Consider the following 21256-nt stretch of genomic DNA (forward strand, 5'->3'; position numbering starts at 1 on the left):
TTTCATCATCACCATTTCAAATACTTTCTTAATAAGTAACGAATTCCTCCCACTAGCAATCCTGCTATCACCCCAAACAATAGATTGGATATCGCTGAAACATAAAAAAATATCATTACTGCCCATGCGATTGAAATTGTAATAGAATAAAGGTAATTAAACACCAGTAAGCAAATAAAAATGACAATAGCAGTTGCTGATGATCCAAATAAATTTCCCAACACAAATGCTGGCAATGCTAGCTCAATAATAGGAAAAAAGGCTTTAAAAAAACCAAAAATAGACCTCACCACCAGCTTCTCCCCCTCTCTCTATGGATGTCTATACAAATGATGTCTTGTACAGAGAAAAGGCGCAAGGTTCGATGTTCTTTACTCTGCGCCCTTTACTCTACAACTAGGAAATATTCGCAGTCTCTTCCATATAATCAAAAATTTCATGATCCAGATCACGGAGTGGTCGAGCTTCGGGTGACTTACGCATTATCTCTCTTCCCCACTCAATCCCGAGCTGATGAGCCTGCTTGATTCCGTCTCGATTGCTATGTTCCACTTCATGTCCTTTTGCATCATAAACAATAGGTGGTTTACATCTCACTTTATAGGTATCGTGTTGGGTTCGTTGCATCAATTTTCCTCGGACATACACCATCATCATTCGTTCAGGTAATGGCTCTAAATCTTTCACGGTAATTCGCCCACGCGTAATATTTTCTACTTCATCAGCTCCTTCTTCTTGGGCACAGCTTAGTACCATCCCGATATTTGCTTTAATCGTTTGCATTAATACACTATTGTTCTTAAAGTCATCAATATCCCTCGTGACCAGACCAAAACCATGATCATAGCGGGCATCTTCATCAAAAATATTGGTAAAGATCGGAATCTGTGAACGATGAGCTTCATCAAGCATCACCAGATGAAACTTCTTACTATCTTTCCGTCTCCGGCCGATTTGATGATATAGATAAATAAGATAGCCAACCGTAACTTTGAGTTCATGAGGCTTCATCTCGTTTAAATCGAACATAACCAAATGTCCTTCATCCATATATTTCTGAATATCGAGTGCCATCTCTTTCTGTAGATAAATTCGACGGGTAGTTGGATCTTGTAATAACGGCTCTATAAGATCCAGCAAAGGTTGAATCTCCTTCTTCCATTCCTTCCCTCCAACATGAGACCAATAATGTCGGACATAAGGATCTTGAATTCTTTTTAAGATCTGCTTCCGAAATGCTTCGTTAGTCATCATATATTCCACTTCCAAGAGTGTATGAGGTTCATCATCGAGTAATAAGGCATGGATCGCCAATGTTAAGATCCGTTGTAGAGGAATACTTTGATTTTTATCTTTAATACCATCATACATCAAGAGACGGGCAATTCGTTCGGCAGCCTCATTAAGCGGCATATTCTGGATTTTATGCAGGAAATTAAGTCCAATTAGGTTTGTTGTATCATCAGATAAATCGTAGTAATGAATTTTATCTTTGGGAATGGGTACTCCGTCTTGCTCTAACTTCCGTAAGCGATTAGCAATAATAGGTACAATTTCACGTGCTGGATCAATAATCGTAAAGCCGGGTGCTTGATCAGGATTCCTTAACCAATCATCCAACATCGATTGGAGCATTTCGACAGCCGCACTTACTCTTCCCATGCCTTTTGATCCGGTAAGTAGAAAGTGATTACTCAATTGCTCATACCCAATTTTAACCAATTTATCTTGATCTAAGGGATGAACCAATGACCCAATAACTACTCCTTCACTTGGTGTCGTATATTTCTCAGGCTCATACGTTCCTAAATGAGCGAGATACCCTCTAGCTTCTTTGGCGCTAGGCTCTTGATAGATTACATGGTCACCAGGAGGTAAATGAAGGAGATTGGCTAGCTCTTCACTGGCCCAGACCATAAAAGTGAAAGGAATCGGGAAAGGGATCAGATTACGATCCTGCATAAAATTAAAGATGGCTCGCTTTCTTCGCCTAAACTGGATATCTCCCACGTCTTTTAATGCTGAAGAAATAGCGTTCGCGGTGGAACTAACCACCTGATCCGTTTCCTTCTCATGGTTACTCCAAATGGTTAAACGCAGCTTAAAGGCATAAGCCTTATCTGTTTGCCTTTTTTGTAACGCTGCCTTCCGATTCCGTTCCTCTGGTTCCATATCCTGTACTTTCTTACCTTTAAAACTTTTTGCTGCTTTATCAAATCGTTTGTCTAGGTATTCCCAATTAATAGGTGAAAAATGAAGATCGATATAGGATCCTCGTCGTAATGTCGCTAAAATCGAACCAATCTCACTTTTTTTGCTTTCAACAAGCGAAGTAAGCGGGAGTCCACTTCGAAGCGTAAAAAATCCTCCTTTTCCTCCTTTTTTGGGACCTGGAAATTCTTTTTCAGTAATGGGCACAATCTCAGCGCGTGGATAGGTTCCTCGAATCGCTTCATGTACTTCTTTTTGCTTATCGGATGGATACGCTAAATAAATACCAATCTCCAAACTGTCAGGTAACATGGCAAATCTCATTCGAAACCATAACGGGCCAAACTGCCCTTTCTCTTTGAAATGACGTTTCATATTGCCAAATGCTTTTAACATACTCATTATTTTATCAGGGTCTAACTGTACATCACGACGTGGTAAAATACGAATATACTTCACATTTTGTTCAGCGGATCGCCGATAAGCCTTATAGACAGACCAAATCACGATCCCAATGATTAAGGCAAATACCAGGATTATCAGTAGAATTTCTAGGAGTATCCCTCCTGCTTTGATGAACCAGTCCCCAATCGAGCTCATGGTTTGATTCGTGGTTCGTCCTTCTAGTTTAAACTCCAAATACTGATGAAGCTCCCTTAAAATAAGAAAAAAAGCGATAACACCTAAAACTTTTAGCACCATTAGCATCTGATTATCATTACCTTGCGGCTGCTTAAACCAACTCATTTTCATCCCACCTTTCTATTAAAATAAATCAAGTATACTTTAATACCTTTTTATAAATTTTGGTAAGTTACTCTTCCCTTTATCCAAATATTTTTGTAATATGTTAGCCAAGTTTTGAATACCAGGATCATTGTATTGGACATTTTTGATTACACTAATTAGATCATTTCGTTTCCACAAAACTCCTAAGATCAACACGGCTTGCATAAGAATCGTTAGTAAATATCCATTCTTAGGTGGAGTCATCATATACAAGAACTGGGAAATAGCTAATACTAAGCTTAAAAATAAGCCAATGACGATCTTTACTAAAACATAACCAACAAATTTTTTTAGCCAATCGATAGCTACACTAGACCAAGCAGGATATAAAGATAATAGTAAGGCAAATGGAGCAAATAGTGCTAAAATGACAAATAAAATCTGATACAAAATCATGGCTCCAGCTATTACTATAAAAACAATACCTAAGATAATATGTGTAATAATAAGTAGTAAAATAAATCCTAGACGTTGGAAGGCACTTTCTGGCTTCATTAATGGATTCTTGTTTGCTTCAACTTCCTCTTTAACAGCCTCACCACGTTCTGTGCTTCCTACTTTGTGTTCCAAAATTTTTTGGATTCGCTCTGATGTTAAAGAGGGGTCACTCGATGTTTTACCATATTGCAACATCAAATAAGGTTCATATACTAACATGTCATATAGCTTATCTGCTGCTACAAAAGATGCAACATCGGAATCATAACTACTTTGATCTTTTCCAATCGAAATTTTATTAGCCACCCCCATGATCTCTTGACTAATCCCGCTGCTAATACTATTCAGATAGGTCATCACCCCACCCGCATTGGCAAAGAAAGCTAGTGATACCATTAAAAAAAAGATCGTGCTAATCATTGCTCCCCAAGCTTTAGTCGTATTTTTTTTTACCATTCCGTTATAAGCGATCCAAGCACCAGCAATCATTAGAACAAAGACTAGAAAATTACCCCAAAGCCCACTTGATCCAATCCCTCCATTGGAAAATCCCGTTAATTGCTGAATCGAACCTTCTATAGCAGTTGCAAATGTATTAACTAGATCTAAAGAAAAGCTGCTTTCTACTAGCATCATGACATTAAAATTCCAGGCAAGTAACAACTGCCAAAACATATTATTGATTTCGTGCAGTAAGCCATATCCTGTATTTTGTGCTGTGCTTAAGACATTCCATGTATTTTGTTCTCCAGCGTAACTATCAAGTGAATAACGACTTGGTGGATACTTCGCAAACCGTACCTCATATCCTTCTGCTCTAGCTTTGGCAATCCCCTCGTCTGGAAAGTGTGTTAGAATATCAAATAATCCATTATGCCCTTGGTTTTGACTGTCCGTTTTGGGATCAGCTGCTAGAACACTCCCTGTACAAAACAAAAGTGGAAACAACAGCGCAACGATGACAACCCATGTGACTTTTCTTTTCATCTTTCCTTTAATCTCCTTCTGGTTGGAGTACCATGACTTCCCCGTCATGGTACAATCGCCTTTCTAGTTGTTCGATGGATTACAATCCCTTGCTCCTCTTTCGATTCCCTTTTTTCTATTCTTTTTGCACCTGGCCTTGTATCGAAGGCATGGAATAGCCTTTCGTCAAAAATACGAATTTCTACTTCATTGACTCGTTTTTCCAAATCAGACATTAAACAAGTTCCTGTCGATAGGTTACGGATTTTATCAATATTTTCCTCATTTTCATCAATCCCTAAAATACGACATGCTGCTTCTGCTTCTTGTTGGTCTCGACAACGAAATACAAAGCGACATCCTAAATTGGAGCGAATCTCCTCTCCGAGTAAATCTTTCGCATTTTGGCTAATCAGGTAAATCGCCGCATTTTTACTCCGTCCAGTTCGAACCAATTCTTCCAAAATTGCTCGTCCTTCACGTACTTTCGCCAAACGCCAAGATTCATCAAAAACCACCATCTTAAAATGATCAGAAGACTGGTTGGAAAAGCGCCGGGAAAAGTCAGAAATCGCCATGAGTAGAGCAATTCCCATCCGTCCAAAGTCGGTTTGACTTTCCTCCGGTAGTTGTAAGTCTTCAATCTGTAGAATTGTAAGTGGCTGAGACAAGTCTATCGCTTCTTGGGTTCCATCTCCAAACAGAAGCTGACCTTGACCGGAGTGAGCTAAATAACTTAATACATCAATCATCTCCTCAATCCGCTCCTGCTTTTTGTCAGGAACTGTTCCCAAACCATCTCTTAACACTTGGAGTACTTGCATCATTGATGGAGATGCCGTCTCTAGCGTATAGTCCACTGCTTTTCCGATAACAATCGCTTCATAAGTACCATCTGAGGCTCTAGCTAAAAACTGTAAAATGCGCTTCGCCGTTTCAGCTGAAGCTGCCTTTTCAGATGGTGTCTTTATCCCAATTAAAGGATCTAATTTCCCACGATCCTCTATACTCGCACGAAGTGTCACAATACGTGTAATACTTTTTAATTCAGGAAGATATTCCGGCCAGTGCCCTCTTTCATCTTTGGGGTCAAAGATTAGTACTTTAGAACCACTTAATAAAGCTTGATATGCCAAAAGATTAGCTCCTAGTGATTTACCGGCTCCCAGTGAACCAATAAATGCAGCTGAAGCAGTCGTAGATAGACGTTTATCCTTAGGTCCACGATCATGCTGGAAAAATACAGGCAAATTGTGCGACATCCCAATCAGATGACCTTGACCATCACCCAGCTGTTTTGTAGCTCCAATCATACTTGCAGCAACAGCCGCTGGTTCCATATAGTGAATATAATCGGTAATATATCGGTCTGCACCTGGGATCATTTCATTAAACCCACGCCATTGGTCACCATAAGGAACTTCTATTTGAATCATCATATCGCTATACAAGTCTCTGACCAACTGAATTCGCAGATTTAAATCCTGTTCATTATCAGCAAACACACATAACACAATTGAAGTAGTAAGTAACGGAAACTTCCCTGTTCGCAAATCATTTTCTAATTCTAGGGCTTCTTGGCGACTATTTACGATGTGGAATGATGTATCCTCACCACTTTCCATGGCATGTTCATCCTCAGCTTTTAGCTCTTTCTTTTTATTGGCTACTTGAGCTATGGCTTTACTATACTCAATAGACTCAGTCCGAATAGAAGCCTCTACAGGAAAAGAGAGCTTCTGCAAACAATACAGCCATTCAATACCAGGGAAATGAGACTTATCAGGAATATGGGAGATTGTCAAAAAGGCCATATATCCCTTTTTCCACTCTCCATCCAAATGTTGCTCAACGACGAGCTGTCTGCCATAAGAGTTATCAAATTTTCCTTCGGTTAACGTGAGGATATCACGCCCAGGTCGAATGACTTTTTTGTTATGTTTTGTTTCAGGTGCTGGAATCGCTTGCGGTTTCCAGTTTTGGCGTCGTGGAATTTCTCCCAAGCCACGATAAAAACCGCGGCGGATCAACCACTCTAGATCAGTTGCTGTTACACGTCGTACATCGAGAAAACCATTTAAACGCGTATAGACAAACTTTTCTTTGGATAATGCTGCTTGAATCTCTTCAACAAAGATTTCAGGTACATCAGTGCCTGAGCGGTCTGTGAGATATCTTTTAAAATCTTTTAACAGATAGATTAATTCTTTGAAGATCGGTATTCCTTTTACTTGAGTGTCTTTTAATTTCACACCTATAAAAAAGCGATAATTAATTAATTTTTTCCCTGCTAGATGATCCATGCAAGCCTGAATGTATTGATGTCCCGCTTCCGTTAACGGTTCAACCATTTTTTCTTTTAAAGATTCTTCGATTTCGCTTAGGTTTTGAAACTCTGGAATCACTAGTGTATGCGTATCTAAATTGATATTCCAATAAAAAGCCTCCAGACTACTATGGAGGCTTAGTTGATCATCTGTGGAGCGATAATCATAATGAAACGGATAGAGCTCATAATACGCTGAAACAGAACCATCGGCACTAAATACTAAGTTATGTTCAAAATATTTGACCGGGAATACAATGCGACTCAAAACGGATCACCCCCAGAACATTTACGATAAGCAACTACTCCATCATATTGGTATTTATTAGCTTGCTTTTCCAAATTTTTATATCTTGCAAAGTGCTGACTGTTCAATCTATGCTCAAGATAACGTATAATAAATCGATGGGGTGCTTTTCCATCCAATGTTTTCCTTGTGAAAAACCACGCAACCAGAAAAGGGATGCCAATAAACTTCACTAAAAAAAGATCAATCATATTCATAGGTGGAAAAGCATTTAATATGATCATTACAAGTAAGGTTCCTACAAAAAAGGCGAGTTGCCGATATGAAACAGGTTGAGGCAGATGAATTCCTTGGATTGAGTAGACGGTTTTTTCAATACGAAATACTTGATTATAAACCCGAATTTGTCTCATTTGAGATAATCCTCAAATAGCCATTTAAAACCGTCCGTTCCCAAGGATTTAATTAATTGTGGCTGGAAAACAAATACACTAACTACCATCGCAAAAAGGACAAAGCCAATAAATGCAGTAAATGCACGTTTCCAAAATAGTGTTAAACTAACCACAATAACCACAAGGAAAAACAAAGCACCTATTTCTTGGCTTGCTACTTGTTGCAGTTTTTCACCTGGACCCGCAAGCCATATCGTTAATGTATGAAACATATTTATTTCTCTCCTTGTTTCATTTTTAATACATAAAATCGATCTTTTTCTTGCACTAACCAAAATTGATAATGATAAGTGACGCGAGCTCCTGACTGAACGTCCTCGAGTAAAACATCAAAATCTGTTTTATATTCATTATCTTTTTCTTTTACTGTACTTATATTGGATAGCTCGATAAATTGAAACATATCTTTATAACCAATCTTTGGTTTTTGATCTTTCATCATATAACCAATTTGTTCATTACTATCTTGGGTATATGACTTCCAAAAATCACGCAAAAACTCTTCAACCTTTTTCCCTGTTGAGTCATCAATATTTTGACCTTTTGATGGTTCTTCTTTCTTTTCACTCAATTGGGCTGCAACCGGTCGAGGAATTTCGAAAGGTTGATCAATCACGCGATAGGAGTTTCCTGCTTTTTTGATAGGTACAACTAGATAGCGAAAAATTCGTTTATCATTTGTATCTTGGTTACCCACTAACCACTGATCAGCAAACACTGTTATCTCTTTTATGCCATCTTCACCTTCACGTTCTTGAATATTCCATGTACTCACATCATAAACTTTAGCTTCTTTATACTTCATTTCTTTGGCATCGATCTGAACTGCTTCTTTTAAATTTTGGGTGATAAACGGTAATAAGCGTTTGGTTCTATTCTCATCATCTTCCTTTTGCCATGTATAATATTCCTTAGTAAATTGCTCGGCAAAAGTCGTTTCTCCAAAGTTCAAACTAGCCGCTTCCGCTTGATTTGGCTTGATCGGCTCTTCAATGGTACGAATACGTTGAGGTATAAGTCCTAATTGTACAGCCCATACGAGCGAAGTGCTTAAAGCAATATAAATAATTAATAGCCAAAACAAAACACGGATGATCTTCTGACCGACCGATGTAGACAATGTTTACGTCCCCCCTTTGCTCTGACTCTTACTAAGTTAATTGATTCTTTCTCTTAGAGTCGACTGGATAATGTATCGCTTCGGAGCAGGTCCCACATAGTAAAATGGATAGCAAGTTGTTAATGTAAGTGTAGGTTTATCATGCGGAACAATAACCATTCGATCATCCGCATGGGTAATCCATGTCTTATTAATTACATAAATAAATGTTCCTTGATTAGTTTTAACGCGAAGTTCATCCCCCTTCTTCAATTGCCCTACTTTACGGAAAATAGTATCACGATGTCCTGAAAGCACAGCGTTATCTGGTTCGCCAGGTAATACACTGCCTGCATAGTGGCCTACTCCTTGGGCTAGTTCATCTTCATGAGTTCCTTCAATAATTGGCATTTGAGCATTTAATTGTGGAATAATTAAATCAGCAAAGTGTTCCCCCTTAATCGGGCGATCCTTGGATGGGAAAACCACCCAAGGCTCCCCGTTACTTTTGGCTGCTGCTTCAACCATAGAGACAGTGGAGTTGGTTTGGATCGAATCCGCTTCTTTCACCACATTGATCTTTTGGAAATAACTCACAGCTGAATAACTACTGTAGGCAATGCCAACGACAACCAATCCATATGCTAATATTCGATCCCATTTCACTTTCTTTTAACTACCTTTCTACCTTTGTCTTTAAACAAAATATAAAGTGATCCTAAAAGTGCTACAAATGCTCCAAAGATGACTCCTTCTAGATCACGACCAGCTGTATCTGGTAGCTTACCACCTTTTTCGGTTGTTGGTTTTTTAGATGGAATTGTCGGTTTCGTAGTTGAAGAATCTGAACCATTTTTAGCATATGCTTGTTGATCAGAAGCAGGAGTTTTGGAAGGTGGATTGGTTGTTACTGCTTTTTTCGTGCCATTTCGACTGCCTGCTGTTTGCTGATTTTTTTCATTTACTGAGTTGGCAGCCTTTTTTTCTGTTGCATTTGCACGATTTACTTGCTCTTTTTCCTTCTGTTTAGCAACTACTTGAGGTTCCTTTTTCGCTGAGTCTGGCATTGTCGAACTATTATTTACCCCGTCACTGCTATTTTTAGGCTTTTCTTTAATTTTATCATAATCTTCATTCTTTTCATTAGTTGTATATGTATTTGATTCTTTTTCTTTCTTTGAATCCATTTTCTTTTGCTCTACATTTTTGGTTGAAGAATTTACTTCAGGATCTTTAGGAGGGAGGTTCAACTCTTCTTCTAGTTTTACATTTGCTGCTGGCTGAAGAGATGGAAATTTATCTGGTGGTTTATCATCACTTGCAAATGCAGATCCTACTCCAATAGTTAGACCCGAAACAAGACAAAGTGCTAATACAGCCGTATGAGAAAAACGCTTTCTTGCTTTTCTCTTCATTTGTCGTCGACTGCGAGTACGACTCAATTCGACAGATGTATCTAATGATTCGTATTTTGATTTGACTACTCTTTTTGACTGATTCAACATTTTTCGCCTCCTTTTAGTATTCAAGCTTTCTTCTATCTATAAAACTAGCTAAAGATATATCATTTTTATACTTTTTTGGTAACACTTACCAAAAACTAAATAACCTAAATTTGGATACCCTTGCTTCACTCATAAGAAAAAGTATCCATATGGTTTTTTTCCCGAACTTCATCTTTTTAATCAAATTTTTATACCCATGAAGAAAAGGAGATTGGTACAATCTTTTGGCCCAAAATCTCCTCCAGTTGTTCTATGCGTATCGACATTTTTGTCATTTTCGCATTATTAGACAATAAATTGTTTGATTTTGTCCAAATTGTTCACTCTTTGTCCTAATATTATTACATCTAACTTCTCTTTTTCAATACTTTCTTCAAATTTTTGGTATAAATGCCAAAACCCACGATAACGTGGGTTTAAATCTCTTTTAGCGTTCACTTACCAATCTCGTAAAATCATTAAGCTAAAATCTTATAGATATAGACATCTTCATTCACAACTTGACGATTCTTATCTATTACTTGATAAGGGATTCGAATAATAAAAGAGCTATCAAACTGATTGGGTTCTAATCGTAAGCATGTATCACTTTCCCAAATCCAGTGATACCTTACACCTTGATACATCAAACCATTTTTATACCATGGATGGGTATTTTTTTTGGGCTCATTTAAACATATTGCCAATGATAGATGATCACAAAACTGTAAAAGCGCAAAGTTTTCCTTCATACTTTGCATTTCCAATCGTGTAAAGTGCTGTTTTAATTTATGCTGTCTATCGAGTTCACCTTGGAAAAAATACATGCCCAACTCTGACTGGTCATTTTTAAAAAAAGAGGCAAAGTGTAAGCTACAGAGATAACCAGCATAAGGTTCCTTTGATTGGACAATCTTAATTCCTTCTTGATAAGCTTCTATCTTCTCTTTCAATGGATACCGTGAAAAATCGGTAGGCTGATTCGTTTTCTCATCCCATAACACGGACTGATCTAACTTCTTCCAACCTACATCATGATAAGAAATCGCATAAAGTGTTTCTTTCCTAGGAACAATCTCATGATTCCAATGCAGGGCAAACTCCCCTGAAACTAAAGCATGATCATGTTGAGGAATTAGAATAAAATGGTCTTCTTGCTGCCGGACGATCATATATTGTCATCCTTTCTCATATTACCAGCGAGCCATTTATATACTTATTTTTCCCTTTTTCTATCCACACTAACCAAAGATCATTTCATTTTGCAAAGTGTTTATTATCATCTTCTTTTTTAATTATTTGAAGGGATATATAAATTCTATTATCTCTACTATAATAAAAGTATTAGATTGTTTGCCCACTAAAACGAATCCATTTCTATAATCGAAAGGGAAGATCCTATGATTCGAATGGTTATTTTCTCATTTCTTTTGGGAATTTTCTTTATCAATTGGTATCCTCCGATTTGGAAGAAAAAGTTCCGGACTAGACGATTTATCACTACCCAAATTATTCGCTATATTTTGGGTAGTCTATACGCATTTATTCTCCTATACTTTCATTTACTTGATCAAACTTTCTTAGCACTATTTTATTGGATTGGATCTATCTTTTTCCTAGTAATAATTATTGATGGTATACGATGTTTGGCGGCATATGAGAATGAGCGTCGTATTCCAATAGCAATGATAGGAGTAAATATAGGAAGCATTGCCCTTATTTCTTTTATCTTTCTTTGGACCATTTATCCATTTGCCATTGCGCAAGATCGACATGATTTCATGAAAAAATTCGTAAAAACAAAGGAAACCACCGAAAATATGAGTCCGACTAATGAACAACATATTCCTGTTGTTCCCCGTGAATATGCTCGATATAAAATGGAAAAAATTCTAGGAAAAGTTAAAAATTACTCTTATTATGATCTAGAAGAACCTTATATACAAAAGATTAATAATAGGCTTTATTGGATAGCTGCCTTAAATCATAAAAGCTTTTTTAAGTGGTTGAATACGGATGGTGTACCTGGTTACATGAAGATGAGCGCAGAAGATCATCAATCGGAAGCACAGTTTGTTGCCCATTCCATCAAATATGTACCTAGTGGATACTTTAGCGAAAATCTGATTCGCTTAGCTCGAACTAAATATCCTGATCTTATTTTTATGCAACCTTCTTTTGAGCCTGACGAAAATGGGAAACCTTATTATGCTCTTAGTTATGGATCCTACCATAAGATGCGAAATATTCGCTCTGTCGAAGGGGTTATTTTAATAGATCCAGCAAACGGCCAGATGAAAAAATACCCCATGAAGCAAGTACCTTCCTTTGTAGATCAGGTAGTTCCACATGATATTGCCTATGACTATAATTATTGGTTTGGTAAATACAAACATGGTTTTTGGAATTCCATCTTAGGCAAAACAGATGTTCATGTCCCACCAGAAGAATTTGTGGCTGTCTTTGATCATCGACTCCATATGTATTGGGCCACAGATCATACACGTGATGAAGAAAATGCTGGTTCCATGGTTGGCTATTCGATGCTTAATTCACGAACGGGTGAACTCAATTATTACAGTAAAACAAATGGGATGATTAATGGAACAACAGCTATGAATGTAGTCGAAAAGACATTCCGTGAAAAGCAATGGCATGGTGCTAGTCCCATCTTATATTATATCTACGGACAATATACTTGGATTGTTCCAGCATTAGATAGTAATAATGTGATTCGAAAAATTGTTTTAGTCAATGCCAAAGATGAGAAAGTGATTGGACATGGTGATAGTAAACAAGAAGCCTTTGACCAATATCAATATGCTATATCTACCAACTTCAATGGTGATTCTGCTACACCTACCCCAAATGCTAAACTTGCCCAAACCAAAGGGAAAGTGACTGCTGTTTATAAAAATCAACAAGCAGATGAGACCTATGTCCAATTTTTAATTGAAGGTAATAACCATATCTTTACAATGTCTTCCAAAAACAATCCTTATATTATCTTTTTAGAAACCGGACATGAAGTTGATCTTCGTTATATTGAAACAAAACAAACTATAGTAGCAACCAAACAAGTCAAAAATCTTACTCTAAAGAAATAATGGAGCACCCCTCCAAAATCTAATAGTTTTCAATGAATAATAAATAGATTAGAAGCTATTTCAAAAGTATTTTTCACATCATTATTCAAGATAACCTGTGTACATCTTTCGCTTCTGTTGTCCGCACAGGTTATTTTATTCTATGAACTTTGAAATAGCTTCTATCATTCCAAAATAATAGTTTCTCTTAAAGTTTATTTCTGTATAAACATCTCTTGGGCAAGGTTTCCATTATCTAATGATTTTCCTTCTCCGAGGTAGCCCTCTTAATCAGTCGCTCATTACTTCGCTACTCACTCCCTCTAAAGATTGGATACAAAAGTCGTTCCTATACGCGATTCCATTGGGGAATGATCTCGATTTTGAATCGAATAATGTAACAAGCTCTATTATTTTTCACTTTTTCAATCAAGCGTTATCAGCGCTTTTCGCTCTTTAAAGACCCAATCCGGATAATAGGTTTGAGCTACCAAAATATTAGGACCTGTACAACGTGCTTGTTGACAGTAACAGTGATACTTATGAGCCACAGGATGAGCTAGCCAACGCTCAAAAACTTCGGTTAAAGAATCTTTATAGATATTTCCTAATACTGGTATGTCTCCAAAGTCTGTCACGACTACATCACCAGTAAATACATTGACGTTAAGTCGGTTTCTACCATCTGGATCTTGTCGTGCTGTTACATTCGATTCATCCACAAAAATTCTCTTCCAAAGAGTAAGATCTTCATCTTGATTACTACAAGGAAAAAAGGGGAGTGTACCGAGTAAAATCCATAAATCAGGATGACGGTGATCCAACAAATGAATGATAGCCTCACGATATTCCTGTAAAGTTAATAAACTCATTCCTTTAGCAAAATCACTTGGGTATAGTGGATGTACTTCATGCCGTTTACATCCCATCTCCTGAATCGTTTGATGCATATCAACAATGTACGGCGCTGTAAAAGGACTTAAGAATGATTCAGCCGAGACAAAGATCCCTGCTTTGGATAATGTACGGGCATTCTCTTTCATCCGTTCAAACAAGGATTTCGCTACTTCAAAACTTACTTCTTTACGGAAATTACCAAAGGCCATCCGGTAAAAATCTTCCGCATGACGATAGTTATAAGAAATATGTAATACGTCTACATCTTCAATCCAATCCTCATATCTTGATAACGGCAACGTTAAATTTGAATTGATTTGCGTATAAATGCCTCGAGATTTTGCATATTTTAATAAGGGGATGATCGTCTCTTTCACTACTTTTGGACTTAAAATGGGCTCGCCACCAGTAATACTTATCGTTTGAAGAGTTTCTATCTCATCCAATCGGTTAAGTATAAAGTCGATAGGAATAGGAATGCCATCTTTCTCTACTAATTGTTCACCTACAGCACAATGTTCACAGCGTAGGTTACACAAATTGGTGACTGTCAATTCAACACTGGTCAGCTCATACTTTCCTTTCTCAGACCGTGTATACCATGCATCCCAAGGATCCCAATCTGGGGTAATTCTACATTTTTCCATTTCATACTTTTCCATAGCTTTCTCCCATCCTTCTATAACCTTAACCCGACGATGAGTATAGACTAAATTGTTTTCCAAGGTCAATCATACCCTCTTTTCTTCAACAATCGACCATCTTTATATTTTTTTCGACAGTCTCACTCTATTTCCCCGGAAATAGAGTGAGACTGTCGAAATAGGTCTGTTATTTTTGTAATCGATTTGTAATGATAAATAATAACTTAAACCCTTTATTTACGGACTTTCACTCATAAATCAGGTCATTCTTATGTCACAAAAGTGTTGTTGTATTTCTAATTGGTAACCCTAACATTACATCTCTTTTACATTTCCCCAAAATGAAAGACAAGAGTAGACTCCTTTTTTATAATGAAAATACATTCAATCACACGGAGGGATAATCCAATGAATAACGCAACTATCGGATTAATTAATGGTGCTTTACTAAGTCTTCCTATTTGGGGTCTGATCTACTTTGCAATTCATCTAATCCTCAATTAATTAGTTATCTACCTTTATGGAGGAATCAAAAGTGAATATCGTTACTTTGGAAGTATCTTTTCCATATCGACTAAGACTGTAAAAAACGCTTTCTTCTAAATATCAAGGGAGAAAGCGTTTTTTACATTTATCCGCTGGTAAAACATACTTTCTAAAAATGACTGTTTACTTTTCCTTCAATCGCCCCCCATAAGCAAGAATAAGAATAAAAACCATCCTCCATAACACAGCAGGCGATAAAGGTCCTTTAGGTATAACGAGTAGTACTAAGGCGATTTACATGTTCTGTCACTGCATCTGAAAGAGTTGTTACTTGTTCCCTTATTAGCTGTAAAAGCAATGTTCCAAAGAAGGAATTATCGATAGTAAAAGTAGAAGAAATCCAAATGAAGCAACCCGTCTGCTTATGTTATAAAAAATATCATCTCTTCGCCAGTGACTTAAAAATTCTCTACCTTCACTAAGAACAGTGTTGCTCTATAAGTTCTCCTCCTCTATAATGAAAAGTTGAAATAACATATGTAAGAGGTGTAAACATATGCACTTCCTGTTCTTGTTTAAGTTAGATATGCCTACTTGGCTTAGTATATTTTTCCAATTTTATTGGATTTTTTTGGTTGTCTTTTTGGGGATCGGTGGGTACTTTATGTTTCGGAAATTTTTAAAAGCACTGCCCCAAGCAGATGGTAAATCCATTTTGGATTGGCAAGAGCACTATATCAATCAAACCATCCATCTTTGGAAAGATGAAGATAAAAAACTATTAAATGAATTGGTAGAGCCTGTTCCTAAACTCTTTCGCGATGTAGCTAAGCAAAAAATTGCTGCGAAAATTGGGGAAATCGCTTTAGAACATAAGGCTACACAGATGAAACAAGAATACATCATTCAAGGTTATATTCTAGCTACCCCCAAACGTGATCATAAATGGTTAATCCAAACGTTAGAAAAGAAGAAAATCGATCTCTCTCCTTATCAACATCTTTTTTGACAAATTGCGATTCTTTTTTACTAACACTTGCATTGTAGTTGCTGATGTGGTACTCTCGTAATAAGCAAAAAAGTGGTATGAAAGATCAAGCATCATCTTGGGCCTCGTGTTTTACCTCATTCAGAAAGGCCCTCGCTTTTGCGAGGTATGCAATACGAACGGTTCAAGTGTCTTGAGTTTTTCCCGCTTTTTACCTCATCTATCAGGAAGATCTACAGGCTCGTAGATCATGATCGGTAGATGTGCCAGTAAACTGGCTTATATCATCTCCACTTCGGAGAAGGTTTTATTTTTTTTAAAGGAGGCCCAAGCATGAAGGGTAAAGTAAAATGGTTTAATGCAGAAAAAGGTTATGGTTTCATTGAGCGTGAAGATGGTGGCGATGTATTCGTACACTATAGCGCTATTCAATCCGAAGGTTTTAAAACCTTAGAAGAGGGAGAGCCAGTTGAATTCGACATCGTTGAAGGAGACCGTGGTCCTCAATCTGCTAATGTAATTCGTTTGAACCACGCTCGCTAAAAACTTAGGACACGTATATAAGCACTTTCCTAATGGAAAGTGCTTTTTACTTTCTCTATTCCCTATTTAAAGGAGCTAATCCTATGTCCTCTTCAATCATCTCTATCCAAACTTGGACTACAGAGCAATTAAATGAATTACAAAAGTTACATCATCTCTGTAATTTTTATGATCAAATAAATACTCCCATTAATTATTATATGTTAAAAAATCGGCGTCAATCCGATAAGTACGACTTTTTATATTATATTGATCATAAACTGGTTGGTTATTTGGGTTTATTTATTTATATGGGTGACGAAGCAGAGATTAGTACGATTGTCCATCCTGAATTCCGACAGCAAAAAATATTTACTCAATTATTTACTTTAGCTAAGCAAAAATTACAGTCTAAACAGATCCAGCGTGCCATATTTCTTACTGACACAAGATCCAAATCGGGTAAGCAAGTTCTTCAACACTTACATACATCTTATCGTGAATCATTTTATCACATGCAACATCAATCCCAGTCTTTTCCAAGTATCACGATCCCTACCTCATTTTCCCAGGCTGAACCCTCCGATTTAGATGAATGGGTTCAATTAGAAGCAAAAAGTTTTCAAGAATCAGAAGAAGTTCTTCGCTATCATATCCTGATGTTTTGGAATCATTCCCACCATTATCACTTTAAGTATTCATATTCCAATAAACTAGTAGGAAAAATAAGTGTAAGTGGGGATGAAACCCAAGCACATATCTATGGATTGTGTGTAGATCCGGAATTTCAAAGAAAAGGGATTGGTAAATCCCTCATTTTGTCAACTCTCAAACAGCTTCAAGATCAATATACAAAGTTTACTCTAGATGTTGAAATCTCGAATAAAAGAGCCATCAAACTCTACGAAAAGTGTGGATTCCAAATTATTGCCAAACACGATAACTATGAACTTTCTATCTCATAACTTATAACATCAGATTCATTTCTTTCTTTTATACGAAAACAAACTAAAAATCCATTTTGTATCATCATCACTCAAAGAAGATCCCTCACCACCTCATATGGTTTGGGATCTTAGTTGTTTGGCTAATTAAGTTTCTTTTGAGTCATTCTTTATACTATTACTTCGAATGATATACTCTTGCCGTTTCTCCTTGAATGGATGATTTTCTTACAAAAGGAAGCCACCAGTTGGCTTTTCCAAGCATTCGCATTGTGACAGGCACTAAGATAGAACGAATTAATGTTGCATCTAAAAAAATCGAAACGGCTAGCCCAAATCCCAACTCTGCGATTACAGATATCTCTGAAAACGCAAAGGCAACAAAAACTGCGATCATAATGAGTGCTGCTCCATTAACTAAAGCTGCGGTCTCAGCTATTCCTCTGGCAACACTCTCCTCATTAGATCGTCCTTCTTCATATAATTCTCGGATACGGCTAATGATCAGTACTTCATAATCCATGCTAAGCCCAAACAGAACCGCAAATAATACAACGGGTGTCACCGAGTTGATCGTTTCCATATTACTTCCGATAAAGAAGTAAACCAAAGCCCCCAAACTGGAAAGCATGACTAAAGAGTTTAAAAGTAACGCCTTGATTGGAATCAGAATAGAGCGGAAAGTTACGACTAAAATCAAGAAACTGATCACCATAACCGATATAATGACGTAGGGGATACTTGCAAAAATCCGCTGATCAAAATCGGCTCCAATTGCAGTAATTCCTCCAACATAAACATTCATCGTATTGAATGAGTTTTGGTCAATGATCTTGCGAATCTCTTTGATCAGTTTATGAGATTTTACATCATCTGGATCTGTTTTCGGAGCGATCGTAATAATACTGGTCTGCTTTCCTTGATAAACATTGACCAATTTGTTGATATTATTTTTCACTGGGTCAGGAATATAATCCCAATTTTGATATGCATTTTGATAATCACTAAGTTTCCAATCTTTATTCCAGTTAGTTAAACTAACAACAGAGTCAATCTGAGATAACTTTTCAACTTGTTTAGTTAAACGATCAACTTCAACTAGATTTTCTTCGGTAAAGAAGTCACCTTTTTTAGCCTTGAGTACAACTTCAATCGGAAAGATATCCCCTTGTCCGAATTCTTTGGTCAATCGTTCGAAACCAATTCTTGTCGAATCAGATGATGGTAGTAGTGAAGCAGAAGCTATAGGAACTTGCATCTGAATATTCATCACGGGTAGAGACAACAAAATTAGTAGTAAAGTAGTAGGAATAAAAAATAAAAAAGGTCTCTTCATCAATGAATAGGAAAATGTCAACCAAGGGGATTTTTCTTTTTTCTTGCGATACATCGGTAATAATCCCCAGTTAATTCGTAGGCCAAGTATTGTTAAAATGGCTGGTAGTAAGGTCATCGAGATCAGTACAGATAAGAATACAACTATAATTCCACCTATAGCAATTGAAGAGAGTACCATAATATTAGGAATAAACAAGGATGATAAACTGATTGCAACGGTCATCCCTGAGAAAAAGACAGCTCTTCCTGCTGTTAGCATAGATATCTGCACTGCCTCTATTACTGTACGATTTTGTTCCAATTCCTGTCTAAAGCGGCTAATAATAAACAAACAATAATCAATGACCACTCCAAGACCAATCATCGAAATACTATTCGTAAGCAAAACATTAAGGGTTACTTGGTCTGCTATAAAATAACACAATGCCATCGTAATTCCCAAAGCAAATAAGCTCATGATTAAAGGAACTAAGGCAGACACGACAGAACGAAGCACCACTAGTAGTATAATAAGCAGAGCTGGGATCGCGATCAATTCTGCTTGGGTGACTTCCTCTTTTGTGGCAATCGTTAATCCATATGCTAAAGCAGGTCCACCCGTTAACCACCATTTAAAGTCTTTCATCTTTATTTCAGCTTTCAGACTTTGTAGCTCTTTATCCATCTTAGGTACTAAGTCATTGGCTTCACTTTCGTTTGCATCTAATCCAATACTAATAAATGTTTTTTTCTTATCTTTTGAAATGAATGTTTGCTGATTCTGGCTATAGTAATTTTCAACTTTACGTACCATTTTATGCTTAGCAATCTCTTCTGTAATTCGTTCTACTGCTTGCTGATATTCTTTATCACTTACTTGATAACGATCACTTTGCACGAGTACGATCAATGAATTGGGGTAACGATCAGCAAAGTTTTCTTCCAGAATTCTTTGTGCTTCTGCAGATTCGCTTTCTGGATCTTTATTGCCACTTGCAGTTAAAAGAGAGGACAGATGTAAAGCAAAATAAGCAGAAACAGCAAGAAGTAGAGCCCAACTTACAATGATTTTCCAAGGATGACGTGTTGTTAATCTAGCTAACCAACCAAACATATTCTTATCCTTCCCACTTTCTATTCAGTATCTTTTTCAAAAGGTGAAAACGGTTTGACTGGTAAGTAAACCTTAAGGTAATCCTAACATTTCAAGTAAAATGGATACATATGAAATAACAAGTTAATCCACCTTTTTTATATAACTTTTTAAATCGACTATAGATCATATAGCATTATTACCTTTAATTCATTAGATGCTAAGCGAATCGTTTTTGAGCGTAAGTAGCGGCTAATTAAAAAACAACTTTGTTATAGAAAGGTGAAAAGACCTATGAAAAAAAAACAAAGGCCTAGCAAATGGATGACCTTTTATATTTCACCAGAGTGGGATGGAGCAACTGTAGAAACGATATTAAAACAGCCTTTACTCATTTCTGGACGCATGATTAATCGTTTAACACGAATCAAAGGGATTAAGCTTAATGGGCGTATTCCATGGCTCAAAAAGCCCGTCAAGGTAGGAGATCACCTTCAAGTAGCAATTAGGCCTTACGAAAAATCAGATCTCAAGCCTCAACCTGTTTCCTTTGAAATTGTATTTGAAGATGAGGACATCATGATCATTGATAAACCAGCAGGCATTCAAGTACATCCTGTACGCCCTAGTGATCAGTATACCTTGGTGCATGGAATTACCTATATCTTGCAAGAGCGGGGGCTTGACGGAGTGGTTCGTCCGGTTCACCGGCTTGATCGCGATACTTCTGGTTTAATATTAATCGCAAAAAACGCGTATATGCACCAGTTGTTAGATCGACAACTGCGTGAAAAGCAGATTACCCGTCGTTATCTCGCTATGCTCAATCGCCCTTTATCTGATACAGATGGCACCATCCATCAACCGATTGGTAAAGATCCCAAACATCCGTATCGCCGTATCGTTACCCCACATGGGAACCTTGCTATCACTCATTATCATATTCTTGATCAAAATAGTAAGGGAGCTCTACTCTCTATCGAACTGGAAACAGGACGTACCCATCAAATTCGAGCTCATTTTGCCCATTTAGGATGTCCTTTAATTGGTGATCGGTTATACGGCGGAGACTGCTCTATCCTTACTCGTCAAGCTCTCCACTCAGCCAAAATTTCGTTTACCCACCCTTTATCTAATGAATTATGTACGTATATTTCTCCTTTACCTCATGATCTTGATCAAGTCTGTCAAACTCTTCAGCTAAAAATTCCCTCAAAAATCAACGAGAAAAATTAAAAAAGGAATGGGTATTTCTAGAGCGATT

General features: G+C 37.2%; 17 protein-coding genes. 5 read left to right on the top strand and 12 right to left on the bottom strand.

Annotation, left to right across the window (positions count from 1 at the left end; all coding sequences use genetic code 11):
* Positions 1–8 precede the first annotated feature (8 nt).
* The 10 genes from DL897_RS03060 to DL897_RS03105 form a co-directional block, all read right to left on the bottom strand.
* Positions 9–293: a hypothetical protein gene (locus tag DL897_RS03060; protein WP_113657636.1), complete on the bottom strand. Its 285-nt coding sequence runs from the start codon at positions 291–293 to the stop codon at positions 9–11.
* 103 nt (positions 294–396) lie between these two features.
* Complete coding sequence (locus DL897_RS03065; protein WP_113657637.1) at positions 397–2958, bottom strand: ATP-binding protein; 2562 nt, start codon at positions 2956–2958, stop codon at positions 397–399.
* Between the two features lie 39 nt (positions 2959–2997).
* Entirely contained in the window at positions 2998–4425 is a 1428-nt protein-coding gene (locus DL897_RS03070) for a CD3337/EF1877 family mobilome membrane protein (protein ID WP_168188617.1), read from the bottom strand.
* A gap of 44 nt (positions 4426–4469) precedes the next feature.
* Entirely contained in the window at positions 4470–6998 is a 2529-nt protein-coding gene (locus DL897_RS03075) for an ATP-binding protein (RefSeq protein ID WP_113657639.1), read from the bottom strand.
* Positions 6995–7390: a TcpE family conjugal transfer membrane protein gene (locus DL897_RS03080; protein ID WP_113657640.1), complete on the bottom strand. Its 396-nt coding sequence runs from the start codon at positions 7388–7390 to the stop codon at positions 6995–6997. Before DL897_RS03080 ends, DL897_RS03075 begins: the two co-directional genes overlap by 4 nt.
* Positions 7387–7644: a hypothetical protein gene (locus tag DL897_RS03085; protein WP_113657641.1), complete on the bottom strand. Its 258-nt coding sequence runs from the start codon at positions 7642–7644 to the stop codon at positions 7387–7389. The genes DL897_RS03080 and DL897_RS03085 overlap by 4 nt, the downstream gene beginning before the upstream one ends.
* Before the next feature lie 2 nt (positions 7645–7646).
* The gene (locus tag DL897_RS03090; protein WP_113657642.1) at positions 7647–8552 is read right to left on the bottom strand and encodes a conjugal transfer protein; all 906 of its coding nucleotides are present in this window, start codon (positions 8550–8552) and stop codon (positions 7647–7649) included.
* 36 nt (positions 8553–8588) lie between these two features.
* The gene (locus DL897_RS03095; protein WP_240627243.1) at positions 8589–9197 is read right to left on the bottom strand and encodes a class D sortase; all 609 of its coding nucleotides are present in this window, start codon (positions 9195–9197) and stop codon (positions 8589–8591) included.
* The gene (locus DL897_RS03100; protein WP_113657643.1) at positions 9194–10036 is read right to left on the bottom strand and encodes a hypothetical protein; all 843 of its coding nucleotides are present in this window, start codon (positions 10034–10036) and stop codon (positions 9194–9196) included. Before DL897_RS03100 ends, DL897_RS03095 begins: the two co-directional genes overlap by 4 nt.
* Positions 10037–10494: 458 nt before the next feature.
* Positions 10495–11187: a DUF3891 family protein gene (locus tag DL897_RS03105; RefSeq protein ID WP_113657644.1), complete on the bottom strand. Its 693-nt coding sequence runs from the start codon at positions 11185–11187 to the stop codon at positions 10495–10497.
* Between the two features lie 228 nt (positions 11188–11415).
* On the opposite strand from DL897_RS03105, the gene DL897_RS03110 reads away from it, so the two are divergent.
* Positions 11416–13122 (top strand): MFS transporter, encoded by a 1707-nt coding sequence (locus tag DL897_RS03110; RefSeq protein ID WP_113657645.1) that lies wholly within the window; start codon positions 11416–11418, stop codon positions 13120–13122.
* 404 nt (positions 13123–13526) lie between these two features.
* Here the strand turns inward: DL897_RS03110 and yfkAB are convergent, their stop codons facing one another.
* Positions 13527–14723, bottom strand: a complete 1197-nt coding sequence (yfkAB, locus tag DL897_RS03115; RefSeq protein WP_338067069.1) for a radical SAM/CxCxxxxC motif protein YfkAB — start codon at positions 14721–14723, stop codon at positions 13527–13529.
* 991 nt (positions 14724–15714) lie between these two features.
* On the opposite strand from yfkAB, the gene DL897_RS03120 reads away from it, so the two are divergent.
* The 3 genes from DL897_RS03120 to DL897_RS03130 all read left to right on the top strand — a co-directional run bounded on the left by DL897_RS03120 (position 15715) and on the right by DL897_RS03130 (position 17603).
* Complete coding sequence (locus DL897_RS03120) at positions 15715–16137, top strand: DUF2621 family protein (RefSeq protein ID WP_113657742.1); 423 nt, start codon at positions 15715–15717, stop codon at positions 16135–16137.
* Positions 16138–16449: 312 nt separating this feature from the next.
* On the top strand, positions 16450–16659 hold the full coding sequence (locus DL897_RS03125) for a cold shock domain-containing protein (protein ID WP_113657646.1): 210 nt from the start codon (positions 16450–16452) through the stop codon (positions 16657–16659).
* 83 nt (positions 16660–16742) lie between these two features.
* Positions 16743–17603, top strand: a complete 861-nt coding sequence (locus DL897_RS03130) for a GNAT family N-acetyltransferase (protein ID WP_168188618.1) — start codon at positions 16743–16745, stop codon at positions 17601–17603.
* Positions 17604–17760: 157 nt separating this feature from the next.
* Here the strand turns inward: DL897_RS03130 and DL897_RS03135 are convergent, their stop codons facing one another.
* Complete coding sequence (locus DL897_RS03135) at positions 17761–20013, bottom strand: MMPL family transporter (RefSeq protein ID WP_113657648.1); 2253 nt, start codon at positions 20011–20013, stop codon at positions 17761–17763.
* A gap of 273 nt (positions 20014–20286) precedes the next feature.
* On the opposite strand from DL897_RS03135, the gene DL897_RS03140 reads away from it, so the two are divergent.
* Complete coding sequence (locus DL897_RS03140) at positions 20287–21228, top strand: RluA family pseudouridine synthase (protein WP_113657649.1); 942 nt, start codon at positions 20287–20289, stop codon at positions 21226–21228.
* The last annotated feature ends 28 nt before the right edge of the window (positions 21229–21256 follow it).

This window comes from Thermoflavimicrobium daqui, assembly GCF_003313465.1.
GTDB classification, from domain to species: Bacteria; Bacillota; Bacilli; order Thermoactinomycetales; family Thermoactinomycetaceae; genus Thermoflavimicrobium; species Thermoflavimicrobium daqui.

What these genes read in the sequence shown, in the direction of transcription:
- DL897_RS03065 (WP_113657637.1), bottom strand. Translation starts at nt 2,958, where the DNA reads ATGAGTTGGTTTAAGCAGCCGCAAGGTAATGATAATCAGATGCTAATG.
- DL897_RS03070 (WP_168188617.1), bottom strand. Translation starts at nt 4,425, where the DNA reads ATGAAAAGAAAAGTCACATGGGTTGTCATCGTTGCGCTGTTGTTTCCA.
- DL897_RS03080 (WP_113657640.1), bottom strand. Translation starts at nt 7,390, where the DNA reads ATGAGACAAATTCGGGTTTATAATCAAGTATTTCGTATTGAAAAAACC.
- DL897_RS03085 (WP_113657641.1), bottom strand. Translation starts at nt 7,644, where the DNA reads ATGTTTCATACATTAACGATATGGCTTGCGGGTCCAGGTGAAAAACTG.
- DL897_RS03100 (WP_113657643.1), bottom strand. Translation starts at nt 10,036, where the DNA reads ATGTTGAATCAGTCAAAAAGAGTAGTCAAATCAAAATACGAATCATTA.
- DL897_RS03105 (WP_113657644.1), bottom strand. Translation starts at nt 11,187, where the DNA reads ATGATCGTCCGGCAGCAAGAAGACCATTTTATTCTAATTCCTCAACAT.
- DL897_RS03110 (WP_113657645.1), top strand. Translation starts at nt 11,416, where the DNA reads ATGATTCGAATGGTTATTTTCTCATTTCTTTTGGGAATTTTCTTTATC.
- DL897_RS03120 (WP_113657742.1), top strand. Translation starts at nt 15,715, where the DNA reads ATGCCTACTTGGCTTAGTATATTTTTCCAATTTTATTGGATTTTTTTG.
- DL897_RS03125 (WP_113657646.1), top strand. Translation starts at nt 16,450, where the DNA reads ATGAAGGGTAAAGTAAAATGGTTTAATGCAGAAAAAGGTTATGGTTTC.
- DL897_RS03130 (WP_168188618.1), top strand. Translation starts at nt 16,743, where the DNA reads ATGTCCTCTTCAATCATCTCTATCCAAACTTGGACTACAGAGCAATTA.
- DL897_RS03135 (WP_113657648.1), bottom strand. Translation starts at nt 20,013, where the DNA reads ATGTTTGGTTGGTTAGCTAGATTAACAACACGTCATCCTTGGAAAATC.
- DL897_RS03140 (WP_113657649.1), top strand. Translation starts at nt 20,287, where the DNA reads ATGAAAAAAAAACAAAGGCCTAGCAAATGGATGACCTTTTATATTTCA.